We start from the raw sequence: 14,261 nt of genomic DNA on the forward strand, positions 1-14,261 counted from the left end.
TCTCCGGCCGTGGTACTGTTGTGACCGGTCGTGTAGAGCGCGGTATCGTTAAAGTGGGTGAAGAAGTTGAGATCGTGGGTCTGAAAGACACCGTGAAATCTACCTGTACCGGCGTTGAGATGTTCCGTAAGCTGCTGGACGAAGGTCGTGCAGGTGAGAACTGTGGTATCCTGCTGCGCGGTATTAAGCGTGAAGACGTTGAGCGCGGCCAGGTTCTGGCTAAGCCAGGCTCAATCAAGCCACACACCAAGTTCGAGTCAGAAGTTTATATTCTGTCTAAAGAAGAAGGCGGCCGTCATAGCCCATTCTTCAAAGGCTACCGTCCACAGTTCTACTTCCGTACAACTGACGTGACCGGTACCATCGAACTGCCAGAAGGCGTTGAGATGGTAATGCCAGGCGACAACATCAAACTGGTTGTTGAACTGATCAAACCAATCGCAATGGACGACGGTCTGCGTTTCGCAATCCGTGAAGGTGGTCGTACCGTTGGTGCTGGTGTTGTTGCTAAAGTTATCGCTTAATCGCTGATAATATTTGACGCAATGCACATGGAAAGGGCATCATTTGATGCCCTTTTTGCACGCTGTAACATAGAACCTGACTCATCAGTGATTTTTTCGACCATAATCATTGCTGAGGCAGGCTCTGTAGCACGGCGTTAAGCCAATAGTTTTCAAGCTGCGGCTTGGAATTAAAGGATATGCCGAGTTAAGCCTAACAGCATTATTCGGTTCGGTTGCCTCGTCTTTCGGGGCAAAAGTGTTTCTGATTTATTGTGGCAGGTTGGTTTATGAGTGCTAATACCGAAGCTCAAGGAAGCGGGCGCGGCCTGGAAACGATGAAGTGGTTAGGTGTAGCCGTCCTTCTGGCCGTGGCTATCGCCGGCAACTACTATTATCGTGAAGTAACATTACCTCTGCGTGCCCTGGCTGTCGTTGTTCTGATGGCTGCAGCAGCTGGCATTGCCCTGCTGACCACCAAAGGTAAAGCAACGTTGGCTTTCGCCCGTGAAGCGCGCACTGAAGTTCGTAAGGTCATCTGGCCTACTCGTCAGGAAACGTTGCACACCACGTTAATCGTTGCCGCGGTCACTGCCGTGATGTCACTGATTTTGTGGGGACTGGATGGAATTCTGGTTCGTCTGGTATCGTTTATCACTGGCCTGAGGTTCTGAGATGTCTGAAGCTCCAAAGAAGCGCTGGTACGTCGTTCAGGCGTTTTCCGGTTTTGAAGGCCGTGTAGCACAATCGCTGCGCGAGCATATCAAGTTACATAACATGGAAGAGCTGTTTGGCGATGTCATGGTTCCGACTGAAGAAGTGGTTGAGATCCGTGGTGGCCAGCGTCGCAAGAGCGAGCGTAAGTTCTTCCCAGGCTACGTGCTGGTACAGATGGTAATGAACGATGCAAGCTGGCACCTGGTGCGCAGCGTGCCGCGTGTCATGGGCTTCATCGGTGGTACTTCTGACCGTCCGGCACCGATTAGCGACAAAGAAGTTGACGCGATTATGAACCGCCTGCAGCAGGTGGGTGATAAGCCACGTCCGAAAACCATGTTTGAGCCAGGTGAAATGGTGCGCGTGAGCGATGGTCCATTTGCTGACTTCAACGGCGTGGTCGAAGAAGTTGACTACGAGAAAAGCCGCCTGAAAGTGTCTGTTTCCATCTTCGGCCGTGCAACACCGGTTGAACTGGACTTCGGCCAGGTCGAGAAAGGCTGATAAAAAAGTAACCGATCGCCTGCATCAGGTGGTTGCGAGAGGCGCGAAATTGCACTATAATTTCGCGCCTTTTGTTTTTATGCGCTGGTAAAAGCGTGTGAAAAATTTAATCACGGGGAGCTCCACCAGGAGCGTTATTACCCAATAGAGGAATTATCATGGCGAAGAAAGTACAAGCCTACGTTAAGCTGCAGGTTGCAGCTGGTATGGCAAACCCAAGTCCTCCGGTTGGTCCAGCACTGGGTCAGCAAGGCGTTAACATCATGGAATTCTGTAAAGCGTTTAACGCCAAAACAGAATCCCTGGAGAAAGGTCTTCCAACACCAGTTGTGATCACCGTTTACTCTGACCGTTCTTTCACCTTCGTTACCAAAACCCCTCCTGCAGCAGTACTGCTGAAGAAAGCGGCTGGTATTAAGTCTGGTTCTGGCAAGCCGAACAAAGACAAAGTAGGTAAAGTATCGCGTGCTCAGGTACGTGAAATCGCAGAAACCAAAGCTGCGGACATGACTGGTGCTGATATTGAAGCGATGACTCGCTCAATTGAAGGTACTGCTCGTTCCATGGGCCTGGTAGTAGAGGACTAAGAAATGGCTAAGCTGACCAAGCGCATGAGCGTGATCCGCGACAAAGTTGATGCAACTAAACAGTATGACATCAACGAAGCTGTTGCTCTGCTGAAAGAACTGGCTACTGCCAAGTTCGTTGAAAGCGTTGACGTAGCGGTAAACCTGGGCATTGATGCTCGTAAATCTGACCAGAACGTTCGCGGTGCAACTGTACTGCCACACGGTACTGGCCGTTCCGTTCGCGTTGCCGTATTTGCCCAGGGCGCAAACGCTGAAGCTGCTAAAGCAGCCGGCGCTGAGCTGGTAGGTATGGAAGATCTGGCTGACCAGATCAAGAAAGGCGAAATGAACTTCGACGTTGTTATCGCATCTCCAGATGCAATGCGCGTTGTTGGCCAGCTGGGTCAGGTTCTGGGCCCACGCGGTCTGATGCCAAACCCGAAAGTTGGTACTGTAACTCCTAACGTTGCTGAAGCGGTTAAGAACGCTAAAGCGGGTCAGGTTCGTTACCGTAACGACAAAAACGGTATCATCCATACCACCATTGGTAAGGTTGACTTCGATACCGATAAGCTGAAAGAAAACCTGGAATCCCTGCTGGTTGCGCTGAAAAAAGCAAAACCTTCTCAGGCGAAAGGCGTTTTCATCAAGAAAGTTAGCATCTCCACCACTATGGGTGCAGGTGTTGCAGTTGATCAGGCTGGCCTGAACGCTGCTGCTAACTAATCAGCTTTACGCGGGCGAAATTTTCATCTAGAATCTTACGCCCGTTGTTCTGTAAATATACAGAACCACTAATCGAGTCATTTGAGTTGCGGCAAGGCGGCAATTGAGTGAATCCCAGGAGCGTAGTCCACTACGTGACGGGGTGAGCGAAAGAAGTTAACGCAGCGGTAGCTTGAAGGACGAAGTATTAGAAAGAATTTTTAGGTTGGAGCCAGGCCTATCCTGGCCTCCGTCCAAGACCGCAGGTGTTTCGCAAGAAACTTAATCTCCTGCGTAGACGGTGACAGAGCCAAAAGAATATTTTTATAGTCTTTGCTGGATTCTGCTCACCGTGTTTTAGCGCCTGTCCGTGGTAACGCGGTTCAGGTGAAGTGAGTTCCGGGGAAATCCATCCCCGGCCAAAAATCCAGGAGCACAAGCTAATGGCCTTAAATCTTCAAGACAAACAAGCGATTGTTGCTGAAGTCAGCGAAGTAGCCAAAGGCGCGCTGTCTGCGGTAGTTGCGGATTCTCGTGGCGTTACTGTAGACAAAATGACCGAACTGCGTAAAGCAGGACGTGCAGCTGGCGTATACATGCGTGTTGTTCGTAACACCCTGCTGCGCCGCGTCGTTGAAGGTACTCAGTTTGAGTGCCTGAAAGACACGTTCACCGGTCCTACCTTGATTGCATACTCTATGGAACACCCGGGCGCTGCTGCTCGTCTGTTCAAAGAGTTCGCGAAAGCGAATGCAAAATTTGAGGTTAAAGCTGCGGCCTTTGAAGGCGAGCTGATCAGTGCGGCTCAGATCGACCGCCTGGCAACTCTGCCAACTTACGATGAAGCAGTCGCACGCCTGATGGCAACCATGAAAGAAGCCTCTGCTGGCAAACTGGTTCGCACTCTGGCTGCTGTACGCGATCAGAAAGAAGCAACTGCTGCTTAATAGCCGCACTGCTCTTCTTATCCGTATATTTGCTAACGTACAAAAAATTACTTTCTGAATTTAGGAACACGAAATGTCAATCACTAAAGACCAAATCATTGAAGGCGTTGCAGCTCTGTCTGTAATGGAAATCGTTGAACTGATCTCCGCTATGGAAGAGAAATTCGGCGTGTCAGCTGCTGCTGCTGTTGCAGGTCCTGCTGCTGCTGCTGAAGCTGTAGAAGAAAAAACTGAGTTCGACGTTGTACTGAAAGCTATCGGCGCTAACAAAGTTGCCGTGATCAAAGCAGTACGTGGCGCAACTGGTCTGGGCCTGAAAGAAGCCAAAGACCTGGTTGAGTCTGCACCTGCTGCCCTGAAAGAAGGCATCAGCAAAGACGACGCTGAAGCTCTGAAGAAAGCACTGGAAGAAGCTGGCGCAGAAGTTGAAGTTAAGTAAGCCAACCTTTCAGGTTGCAGCTTGATTAATCCTTTGGGGTGATTCAGGCTGATGGCTGGTGACTTTTTGGTCACCAGCCTTTTTGCGCTCTACAGCGTCAATGACATTTCACACTGTTTAGTCATTGATTAGCTTAATATCTTTCTCTATCGACGACTTAATATACTGCCACCCTGCATGGGCTCCCTGTCCAGAACGGCAATGAAATGATTTGAGCGTGATAGAAAGAGGTATTACAGAAGGCGATCTGCTTTCTGCACAACACAAAACAGCGTTGCATGAACTGTCCCCCCTGGACGGACAGAGAGGTTCTACTTTTCAGCGAGCTGAGGAACCCTATGGTTTACTCCTATACCGAGAAAAAACGCATTCGTAAGGATTTTGGAAAACGTCCACAAGTTCTGGACATTCCATATCTCCTTTCTATCCAGCTTGACTCGTTCCAGAAGTTCATCGAGCAAGATCCGGAAGGTCAATATGGTCTGGAAGCAGCATTCCGTTCCGTATTCCCGATCCAAAGCTATAGCGGTAATTCTGAGCTGCAGTACGTCAGCTACCGTTTAGGCGAACCAGTATTTGATGTTAAAGAGTGTCAGATTCGTGGCGTCACGTACTCTGCACCTCTGCGCGTAAAACTGCGCCTGGTGATCTACGAGCGCGAAGCGCCGGAAGGCACCGTTAAAGACATCAAAGAACAAGAAGTGTACATGGGTGAAATTCCACTCATGACAGATAACGGTACCTTTGTCATCAACGGTACAGAACGCGTTATCGTTTCTCAGCTGCATCGTAGTCCTGGTGTCTTCTTCGACAGCGATAAGGGTAAAACCCACTCGTCGGGTAAAGTGCTGTATAACGCACGTATCATCCCTTACCGTGGTTCATGGCTCGACTTCGAGTTTGACCCGAAAGACAACCTGTTTGTCCGTATTGACCGTCGCCGTAAACTGCCTGCGACCATCATTCTGCGCGCGCTGAATTACACCACTGAGCAGATCCTTGATCTGTTCTTCGAAAAAGTGGTTTATGAAATTCGCGACAACAAGCTGCAGATGGAGCTGGTTCCAGAGCGCCTGCGTGGTGAAACTGCGTCCTTCGACATCGAGTCGAACGGCACCGTTTACGTCGAAAAAGGTCGTCGCATTACTGCGCGTCATATTCGTCAGTTGGAAAAAGATAACATCCAGCACATCGAAGTTCCGGTTGAATACATCGCGGGTAAAGTCGTCGCTAAAGATTATATCGACGAAAGCACCGGCGAGCTGCTGATCGCGGCGAACATGGAGCTGTCGCTGGATCTGCTGGCCAAACTGAGCCAGTCCGGTCACAAGCGCATTGAAACTCTGTTCACCAACGATCTGGATCACGGCGCCTACATGTCTGAGACTGTACGCGTCGACCCAACCAGCGATCGCCTGAGCGCGCTGGTTGAGATCTACCGCATGATGCGTCCTGGTGAGCCACCGACGCGTGAAGCGGCAGAAAACCTGTTCGAGAACCTGTTCTTCTCTGAAGACCGCTACGATCTGTCAGCGGTTGGCCGTATGAAGTTCAACCGTTCTCTGCTGCGTGACGAGATCGAAGGTTCCGGTATCCTGAGCAAAGACGACATCATTCAGGTGATGAAGAAGCTCATCGGTATCCGTAACGGTATTGGCGAAGTGGATGATATCGACCACCTCGGCAACCGTCGTATCCGTTCCGTCGGCGAAATGGCAGAAAACCAGTTCCGTGTTGGCCTCGTGCGCGTAGAGCGTGCGGTGAAAGAGCGTCTGTCCCTGGGCGACCTGGATACCCTGATGCCGCAGGACATGATCAACGCCAAGCCAATTTCTGCGGCAGTGAAAGAGTTCTTCGGCTCCAGCCAGCTGTCACAGTTTATGGACCAGAACAACCCGCTGTCTGAGATCACGCACAAGCGTCGTATCTCTGCACTCGGCCCGGGCGGTCTGACGCGTGAGCGTGCAGGCTTCGAAGTTCGAGACGTACACCCGACTCACTACGGTCGCGTATGTCCAATCGAAACGCCGGAAGGTCCAAACATCGGTCTGATCAACTCCCTCTCTGTATACGCACAGACGAATGAGTACGGTTTCCTTGAAACCCCATATCGTCGCGTGCGCGAAGGTGTGGTGACCGACGAAATTCATTACCTCTCTGCTATTGAAGAGGGTAACTACGTTATCGCTCAGGCGAACACCAACCTCGACGACGAAGGTCACTTCGTAGACGATCTGGTGACTTGCCGTAGCAAAGGCGAATCAAGTCTGTTCAGCCGCGATCAGGTCGACTACATGGACGTTTCCACCCAGCAGGTGGTTTCCGTCGGTGCGTCACTGATCCCGTTCCTGGAACACGATGACGCCAACCGCGCATTGATGGGTGCAAACATGCAACGTCAGGCGGTTCCAACTCTGCGTGCTGATAAGCCGCTGGTTGGTACCGGTATGGAACGCGCGGTAGCGGTTGACTCCGGTGTAACCGCCGTAGCGAAACGTGGTGGTACCGTTCAGTACGTGGATGCATCCCGTATCGTTATCAAAGTTAACGAAGACGAAATGTACCCGGGCGAAGCCGGTATCGACATTTACAACCTGACCAAATACACCCGTTCTAACCAGAACACCTGCATCAACCAGATGCCTTGCGTGAACCTGGGTGAGCCAATTGAACGTGGTGATGTGCTGGCTGATGGTCCTTCAACCGACCTCGGCGAACTGGCACTCGGTCAGAACATGCGCGTCGCGTTCATGCCGTGGAACGGCTACAACTTCGAAGACTCCATCCTGGTCTCCGAGCGCGTGGTACAGGAAGATCGCTTCACGACAATCCACATCCAGGAACTGGCGTGTGTGTCTCGTGACACCAAGCTGGGGCCGGAAGAGATCACTGCCGACATTCCTAACGTCGGTGAAGCTGCGCTCTCCAAACTGGATGAATCCGGTATCGTCTATATCGGTGCGGAAGTGACCGGTGGTGACATTCTGGTCGGTAAGGTTACGCCAAAAGGTGAAACCCAGCTGACGCCAGAAGAGAAACTGCTGCGTGCCATCTTCGGTGAGAAAGCGTCTGACGTTAAAGACTCTTCTCTGCGCGTACCAAACGGCGTGTCTGGAACCATTATCGACGTTCAGGTCTTCACCCGCGATGGCGTGGAAAAAGACAAACGTGCGCTGGAAATCGAAGAGATGCAGCTGAAGCAGGCGAAGAAAGACCTGTCTGAAGAGTTGCAGATCCTCGAAGCTGGCCTGTTCAGCCGCATCAAATACCTGCTGGTTGCTGGCGGTATTGAAGTGGACAAACTGGACAAGCTGCCACGCGACCGCTGGCTGGAACTTGGCCTGACCGACGAAGAGAAACAGAACCAGCTGGAACAGCTGGCTGAGCAGTACGATGAGCTGAAGCACGAGTTTGAGAAGAAACTTGAAGCGAAGCGCCGCAAAATCACTCAGGGCGATGACCTGGCACCGGGCGTGCTGAAAATCGTTAAAGTGTATCTGGCCGTTAAACGTCAGATCCAGCCTGGTGACAAGATGGCAGGTCGTCACGGGAACAAAGGTGTTATCTCCAAGATCAACCCGATCGAAGATATGCCATACGATGAGAACGGTACGCCGGTCGATATCGTACTGAACCCGCTGGGCGTACCATCACGTATGAACATCGGTCAGATTCTTGAAACCCACCTGGGTATGGCTGCGAAGGGCATTGGCGAGAAGATCAACGCTATGCTTAAGAAGCAGGAAGAAGTGTCCAAGCTGCGTGAGTTCATTCAGCGTGCTTACGATCTGGGTAGCGATCTGCGCCAGAAAGTTGACCTGAACACCTTCACCGACGACGAAGTGCTGCGTCTGGCAGAGAACCTGAAAAAAGGTATGCCAATCGCAACGCCAGTGTTTGACGGCGCGAAAGAGAGCGAAATCAAAGAGCTGTTACAGCTCGGCGGTCTGCCTTCTTCTGGTCAGATTACCCTGTTCGATGGTCGTACCGGTGAGCAGTTCGAACGTCAGGTTACCGTTGGCTACATGTACATGCTGAAACTCAACCACCTGGTTGATGACAAGATGCATGCGCGTTCTACCGGCTCTTACAGCCTTGTTACTCAGCAGCCGCTGGGTGGTAAAGCTCAGTTCGGTGGTCAGCGCTTCGGTGAGATGGAAGTGTGGGCACTGGAAGCATACGGTGCCGCGTATACCCTGCAGGAAATGCTGACCGTGAAGTCTGATGACGTCAACGGCCGTACCAAGATGTATAAAAACATCGTTGACGGCAATCATCAGATGGAACCGGGCATGCCGGAATCCTTCAACGTACTGTTGAAAGAGATCCGCTCGCTGGGTATCAACATCGAGCTGGAAGACGAGTAAGCACTCGAATTTGTACTGGTTACAGGGCGCCCGGGTCACTCCAGGCGTCCCTGAGAAGTCTCACTCCGACGGGAGCTAATCCGTGAAAGACTTACTTAAGTTTCTGAAAGCGCAAACTAAGACCGAAGAGTTTGATGCGATCAAGATCGCTCTGGCATCGCCAGATATGATCCGTTCATGGTCTTTTGGTGAAGTTAAAAAGCCGGAAACCATTAACTACCGTACGTTCAAGCCTGAACGTGACGGTCTTTTCTGTGCGCGTATTTTCGGGCCAGTAAAAGACTATGAGTGCCTGTGCGGTAAGTACAAGCGCTTGAAACACCGTGGTGTAATCTGTGAGAAGTGTGGCGTTGAAGTTACACAGACCAAGGTTCGCCGTGAGCGCATGGGCCACATTGAGCTGGCTTCACCTACTGCGCACATCTGGTTCCTGAAATCGCTGCCTTCGCGCATCGGTTTGCTGCTGGATATGCCACTGCGTGATATCGAACGTGTTCTGTACTTCGAATCATACGTGGTTATCGAAGGCGGCATGACCAACCTTGAAAAGCGCCAGATCCTGACTGAAGAGCAGTATCTCGACGCGCTGGAAGAGTTTGGTGACGAATTCGACGCTAAAATGGGTGCGGAAGCGATACAGGCTCTGTTGAAAAACATGGACCTGGAGCAAGAGTGCGAGCAGCTGCGTGAAGAGCTGAACGAAACTAACTCCGAAACCAAGCGTAAAAAACTGACCAAGCGTATCAAGCTGCTGGAAGCGTTCGTTCAGTCTGGTAACAAGCCAGAGTGGATGATCCTGACCGTGCTGCCTGTACTGCCACCGGACCTGCGTCCGCTGGTGCCGCTGGACGGCGGTCGTTTCGCCACTTCAGATCTGAACGATCTGTATCGTCGCGTAATCAACCGTAACAACCGTCTGAAACGCCTGCTGGATCTGGCTGCGCCAGATATCATCGTACGTAACGAAAAACGTATGCTGCAGGAAGCGGTCGATGCGCTGCTGGATAACGGCCGTCGCGGTCGTGCGATCACCGGTTCTAACAAGCGTCCTCTGAAATCTTTGGCCGATATGATCAAAGGTAAGCAGGGTCGTTTCCGTCAGAACTTGCTGGGTAAACGTGTCGACTACTCTGGTCGTTCGGTTATCACCGTAGGTCCATACCTGCGTCTGCATCAGTGTGGTCTGCCGAAGAAAATGGCACTGGAGCTGTTCAAACCGTTCATCTACGGCAAGCTGGAGCTGCGTGGTCTTGCTACCACCATCAAAGCTGCTAAGAAAATGGTTGAGCGTGAAGAGTCTGTCGTCTGGGATATCCTGGATGAAGTGATCCGCGAACACCCGGTCCTGCTGAACCGTGCACCCACTCTGCACCGTCTGGGCATCCAGGCGTTTGAGCCAGTACTGATCGAAGGTAAAGCTATCCAGCTGCACCCGCTGGTCTGTGCGGCATACAACGCCGACTTCGATGGTGACCAGATGGCGGTACACGTTCCGCTGACGCTGGAAGCTCAGCTGGAAGCGCGTGCGCTGATGATGTCTACCAACAACATCCTGTCACCTGCGAACGGCGAGCCAATCATCGTTCCTTCTCAGGACGTTGTACTGGGTCTGTACTACATGACCCGCGACTGTGTTAACGCCAAAGGCGAAGGCATGGTGCTGACTGGCCCGAAAGAAGCTGAGCGTGTTTACCGCGCCGGCCACGCGTCTCTGCACGCTCGCGTTAAGGTGCGTATCACCGAGCACGAGAAAAACGAGCAGGGTGCATGGGTTGCTAAAACCAGCATCATCGACACCACCATTGGCCGCGCCATCCTGTGGATGATCGTACCTAAAGGTCTGCCTTACTCCATCGTCAACCAGGCGCTGGGTAAGAAAGCTATCTCCAAGATGCTGAACACCTGTTACCGCATCCTGGGCCTGAAGCCGACCGTTATCTTTGCTGACCAGACCATGTACACCGGTTTTGCCTATGCGGCACGCTCGGGTGCGTCTGTTGGTATCGACGACATGGTGATCCCAGAGAAGAAAGTGGAAATCATCACCGAAGCGGAAGCCGAAGTGGCAGAGATCCAGCAGCAGTTCCAGTCTGGTCTGGTTACCGCTGGCGAGCGCTACAACAAAGTGATCGATATCTGGGCTGCGGCCAACGAACGCGTTGCTAAAGCGATGATGGAAAACCTCTCTACCGAACTCGTGATCAACCGCGACGGTGAAGAAGAGCGTCAGGTTTCCTTCAACAGCATCTTTATGATGGCCGACTCCGGTGCGCGTGGTTCTGCAGCGCAGATTCGTCAGCTGGCCGGTATGCGTGGTCTGATGGCTAAACCAGATGGCTCCATCATCGAAACGCCAATCACCGCGAACTTCCGTGAAGGTCTGAACGTACTCCAGTACTTCATCTCTACACACGGTGCTCGTAAGGGTCTGGCGGATACCGCACTGAAAACAGCTAACTCCGGTTATCTGACTCGTCGTCTGGTTGACGTCGCGCAGGACCTGGTGGTGACTGAAGATGACTGTGGTACGCACGAAGGCATCATGATGACCCCGGTCATCGAAGGTGGCGACGTGAAAGAGCCGCTGCGTGAGCGTGTACTGGGTCGTGTGACTGCAGAAGACGTTCTCAAGCCGGGTACTGCTGACATCCTGCTGCCACGCAACACGCTGCTGCACGAACAGCAGTGTGACCTGTTGGAAGAGCACTCTGTTGACAGCCTGAAAGTCCGCTCCGTAGTAAGTTGCGAAACTGACTTCGGCGTGTGTGCACACTGCTACGGTCGCGACCTGGCACGTGGTCACATCATCAACAAAGGTGAGGCCATCGGCGTTATCGCGGCACAGTCCATCGGTGAGCCGGGTACACAGCTGACGATGCGTACGTTCCACATCGGTGGTGCGGCATCTCGTGCGGCTGCTGAATCCAGCATTCAGGTGAAGAACAAAGGTACGCTGAAGCTGATCAACGCCAAGTCGGTTACCAACTCCGCTGGCAAGCTGGTTGTTACCTCGCGTAACACCGAGCTGAAGATGATCGACGAATTTGGTCGTACCAAAGAGAGCTATAAAGTTCCTTACGGTTCTACCATGGCGAAAGGCGACGGCGAGCAGGTTGCAGCGGGCGAAACCGTAGCAAACTGGGATCCGCACACCATGCCGGTAATCACCGAAGTGAGCGGTTTCATTCGCTTCACTGACATGATTGATGGCCAGACCATTACCCGCCAGACGGATGACCTGACCGGTCTCTCCTCTCTGGTTATCCTCGACAGTGCGGAACGTACTGCGGGTGGTAAAGATCTGCGTCCAGCCCTGAAAATCGTTGATGCTAACGGTAACGACGTAATGATCCCAGGCTCCGATATGCCTGCTCAGTACTTCCTGCCGGGTAAAGCGATTGTGCAGCTGGAAGATGGCATCAAGATCAGTTCTGGTGACACCCTGGCGCGTGTACCGCAGGAATCTGGCGGTACCAAGGACATCACCGGTGGTCTGCCACGCGTTGCTGACCTGTTCGAAGCCCGTCGTCCGAAAGAGCCGGCAATCCTGGCTGAGATCAGCGGCATCATCTCCTTCGGTAAAGAGACCAAAGGCAAGCGTCGTCTGGTGATCACACCAATCGACGGTAGCGATCACTACGAAGAGATGATTCCGAAATGGCGTCAGCTGAACGTGTTCGAAGGTGAACGCGTAGAGCGCGGTGATGTTGTTTCCGATGGCCCAGAGTCTCCACATGACATCCTGCGTCTGCGCGGCGTGCATGCGGTGACCCGTTACATCACTAACGAAGTGCAGGAAGTTTACCGTCTGCAGGGCGTTAAGATTAACGATAAGCACATCGAAGTCATCGTGCGTCAGATGCTGCGTAAAGCTACCATCGCCAGCGCTGGAGGTACTGACTTCCTCGACGGTGAGCAGGTTGAGTTCTCACGCGTTAAGATCGCTAACCGCGATCTGGAAGCTAACGGCAAAATCTCTGCAACATTTGCACGAGACCTGCTGGGTATCACCAAGGCTTCCCTGGCTACCGAGTCGTTCATCTCTGCGGCATCGTTCCAGGAAACCACGCGCGTACTGACCGAAGCAGCCGTTGCGGGTAAACGCGACGAACTGCGCGGCCTGAAAGAGAACGTCATCGTTGGCCGTCTGATCCCAGCCGGTACCGGTTACGCTTATCACCAGGACCGTATGCGTCGTAAAGCAGCGGGCGAGGCACCCATCGTGCCAGTCGTCACTGCTGACGAAGCGTCGGCCAGCCTGGCTGAACTGCTTAACGCAGGCAACCTGGGCGGTAACGACGAGTAATCGTCAATCGCTTATGGCATAGTAAAACCCCGCTCCGGCGGGGTTTTTTTTTGGCCTAAGGAAAAGTGACAGGGAGAAATGATGCAAAGCAAAAGGGGTTTCGTGGCGCTGGCGCTGCTGGTATTTAGCGCGGGGATTCAGGCACAAGAGTGGGTGAATGCGCCGGTACAAAAGGTGTTTAAAAACTGGCAGGTGACCTGCAACAATCTTAACGACTGCGATGTGCGCAATATGGACGAGGGCCTGCGCATCATTATCACGCGCGAGGCGGGCGTCAACGGTAAAGCCTCTCTGGCTTTCCAGGCTTTTGGCGAGCAAAAACCCGAAGGGATCTGGCTGGACGGCAAGCCCTGGCACTCCGATATTCCCATTACGGCGGCGGGTGAAAACGGCGATTTTGGCGGCGGCGGGACCGACAAACTGAGTGACATTCAGCAGTGGGTGCAGGCCAGCAAAAACGCGCTGGAAGTCTCTGTAACCGCTGATTCTGACCAGGGTGCGGCTTCACTGAGCGGATTAAACGCCGCGCTGCTGCTGGTGGACGACCGCCAGGGCCGGCTCAATAATCAGACCGCCTTACTGAAGGTCGGCAACAATGAGCCGGATTTAGTGCCGGCGCGCCCCGATGGCCCGGCATTGAATTTTTCGCCGCCAGCAGTGATGCCGCTAACCAATGAGGCCGCGCTGATTGATGGCGCTCTCGCCGCGAACGGCAAGCTGTTGGCAGACCAGTACTGCGATCAGGATCTAGAGACGCGCGCACGCAGTCATGCGCAGCCGCTTAACGATCGTCAGGCGCTGGTTTTGGTCAACTGCGGCCTGGGTGCCTATCAATCTTCCAGCCTGCTGTTTATCAGCGCGCGCGCTAACCCGCAGGATGCAAAACAGCTGACCCTGCCGTTACCGCTCAAAGATGAGCAGGGTCAAGCGCAGATAGAGAGTATGTTTACTGAAGCAGATTATGACCCTAAAACCGGTGAGCTGTTCTTCTCCGGTCGTGGTCGTGGTATCGCTGACTGTGGTGAAAGTGGCGGCTGGAAATATGACGGCAAAACCTTCCATCTGACCCACTATAATAGCCAGCCCAGCTGTAACGGCGGAGAGCCGGGTGACTGGCCGTCGGTCTGGAGCAGCGCCGCGGCGAAATAAGTGCCCGGCAGTTTGTAGGAAATTTCACATATTTAGCCGCTAATTGGTGAGCTGC

General features: G+C 52.9%; 10 protein-coding genes. All 10 read left to right on the plus strand.

All coding sequences use genetic code 11. The features are described from left to right. The coding region (locus QLG07_RS23415; protein WP_282470262.1) for an EF-Tu/IF-2/RF-3 family GTPase at positions 1 to 524 on the plus strand (524 nt) is incomplete at its 5' end. Positions 525 to 793: 269 nt separating this feature from the next. Continuing rightward, positions 794 to 1,177 (plus strand): preprotein translocase subunit SecE, encoded by a 384-nt coding sequence (gene secE / locus QLG07_RS23420; RefSeq protein ID WP_048914308.1) that lies wholly within the window; start codon positions 794 to 796, stop codon positions 1,175 to 1,177. Position 1,178: 1 nt separating this feature from the next. Then, positions 1,179 to 1,724, plus strand: a complete 546-nt coding sequence (gene nusG / locus QLG07_RS23425) for a transcription termination/antitermination protein NusG (protein WP_017803043.1) — start codon at positions 1,179 to 1,181, stop codon at positions 1,722 to 1,724. A gap of 158 nt (positions 1,725 to 1,882) precedes the next feature. Beyond that, positions 1,883 to 2,311: a 50S ribosomal protein L11 gene (gene rplK, locus QLG07_RS23430; protein WP_012439921.1), complete on the plus strand. Its 429-nt coding sequence runs from the start codon at positions 1,883 to 1,885 to the stop codon at positions 2,309 to 2,311. A 3-nt stretch (positions 2,312 to 2,314) separates the two neighbouring features. Next, complete coding sequence (rplA, locus tag QLG07_RS23435; RefSeq protein ID WP_048914309.1) at positions 2,315 to 3,019, plus strand: 50S ribosomal protein L1; 705 nt, start codon at positions 2,315 to 2,317, stop codon at positions 3,017 to 3,019. A gap of 422 nt (positions 3,020 to 3,441) precedes the next feature. Beyond that, positions 3,442 to 3,945 (plus strand): 50S ribosomal protein L10, encoded by a 504-nt coding sequence (rplJ, locus tag QLG07_RS23440; RefSeq protein ID WP_282470263.1) that lies wholly within the window; start codon positions 3,442 to 3,444, stop codon positions 3,943 to 3,945. A gap of 73 nt (positions 3,946 to 4,018) precedes the next feature. Then, positions 4,019 to 4,384, plus strand: coding sequence for a 50S ribosomal protein L7/L12 (gene rplL / locus QLG07_RS23445; RefSeq protein WP_048914311.1), 366 nt, complete (start codon positions 4,019 to 4,021; stop codon positions 4,382 to 4,384). Positions 4,385 to 4,722: 338 nt separating this feature from the next. Beyond that, positions 4,723 to 8,751, plus strand: a complete 4,029-nt coding sequence (rpoB, locus tag QLG07_RS23450; protein WP_048914312.1) for a DNA-directed RNA polymerase subunit beta — start codon at positions 4,723 to 4,725, stop codon at positions 8,749 to 8,751. Positions 8,752 to 8,833: 82 nt separating this feature from the next. Continuing rightward, positions 8,834 to 13,057: a DNA-directed RNA polymerase subunit beta' gene (gene rpoC / locus QLG07_RS23455; protein WP_099754951.1), complete on the plus strand. Its 4,224-nt coding sequence runs from the start codon at positions 8,834 to 8,836 to the stop codon at positions 13,055 to 13,057. Between the two features lie 81 nt (positions 13,058 to 13,138). Continuing rightward, the gene (locus QLG07_RS23460; RefSeq protein WP_282470264.1) at positions 13,139 to 14,206 is read left to right on the plus strand and encodes a DUF1176 domain-containing protein; all 1,068 of its coding nucleotides are present in this window, start codon (positions 13,139 to 13,141) and stop codon (positions 14,204 to 14,206) included. The last annotated feature ends 55 nt before the right edge of the window (positions 14,207 to 14,261 follow it).

It is taken from the genome of Erwinia sp. V90_4, assembly GCF_029967685.1.
In the GTDB taxonomy this organism is placed as follows: Bacteria; Pseudomonadota; Gammaproteobacteria; order Enterobacterales; family Enterobacteriaceae; genus Erwinia; species Erwinia aphidicola.

Bases quoted from the DNA above. Each gene is read 5' to 3' on its own strand.
- rplK (WP_012439921.1), top strand. From the start codon at position 1,883: ATGGCGAAGAAAGTACAAGCCTACGTTAAGCTGCAGGTTGCAGCTGGT.
- rplJ (WP_282470263.1), top strand. From the start codon at position 3,442: ATGGCCTTAAATCTTCAAGACAAACAAGCGATTGTTGCTGAAGTCAGC.
- rpoB (WP_048914312.1), top strand. From the start codon at position 4,723: ATGGTTTACTCCTATACCGAGAAAAAACGCATTCGTAAGGATTTTGGA.
- rplL (WP_048914311.1), top strand. From the start codon at position 4,019: ATGTCAATCACTAAAGACCAAATCATTGAAGGCGTTGCAGCTCTGTCT.
- QLG07_RS23460 (WP_282470264.1), top strand. From the start codon at position 13,139: ATGCAAAGCAAAAGGGGTTTCGTGGCGCTGGCGCTGCTGGTATTTAGC.
- rplA (WP_048914309.1), top strand. From the start codon at position 2,315: ATGGCTAAGCTGACCAAGCGCATGAGCGTGATCCGCGACAAAGTTGAT.
- secE (WP_048914308.1), top strand. From the start codon at position 794: ATGAGTGCTAATACCGAAGCTCAAGGAAGCGGGCGCGGCCTGGAAACG.
- nusG (WP_017803043.1), top strand. From the start codon at position 1,179: ATGTCTGAAGCTCCAAAGAAGCGCTGGTACGTCGTTCAGGCGTTTTCC.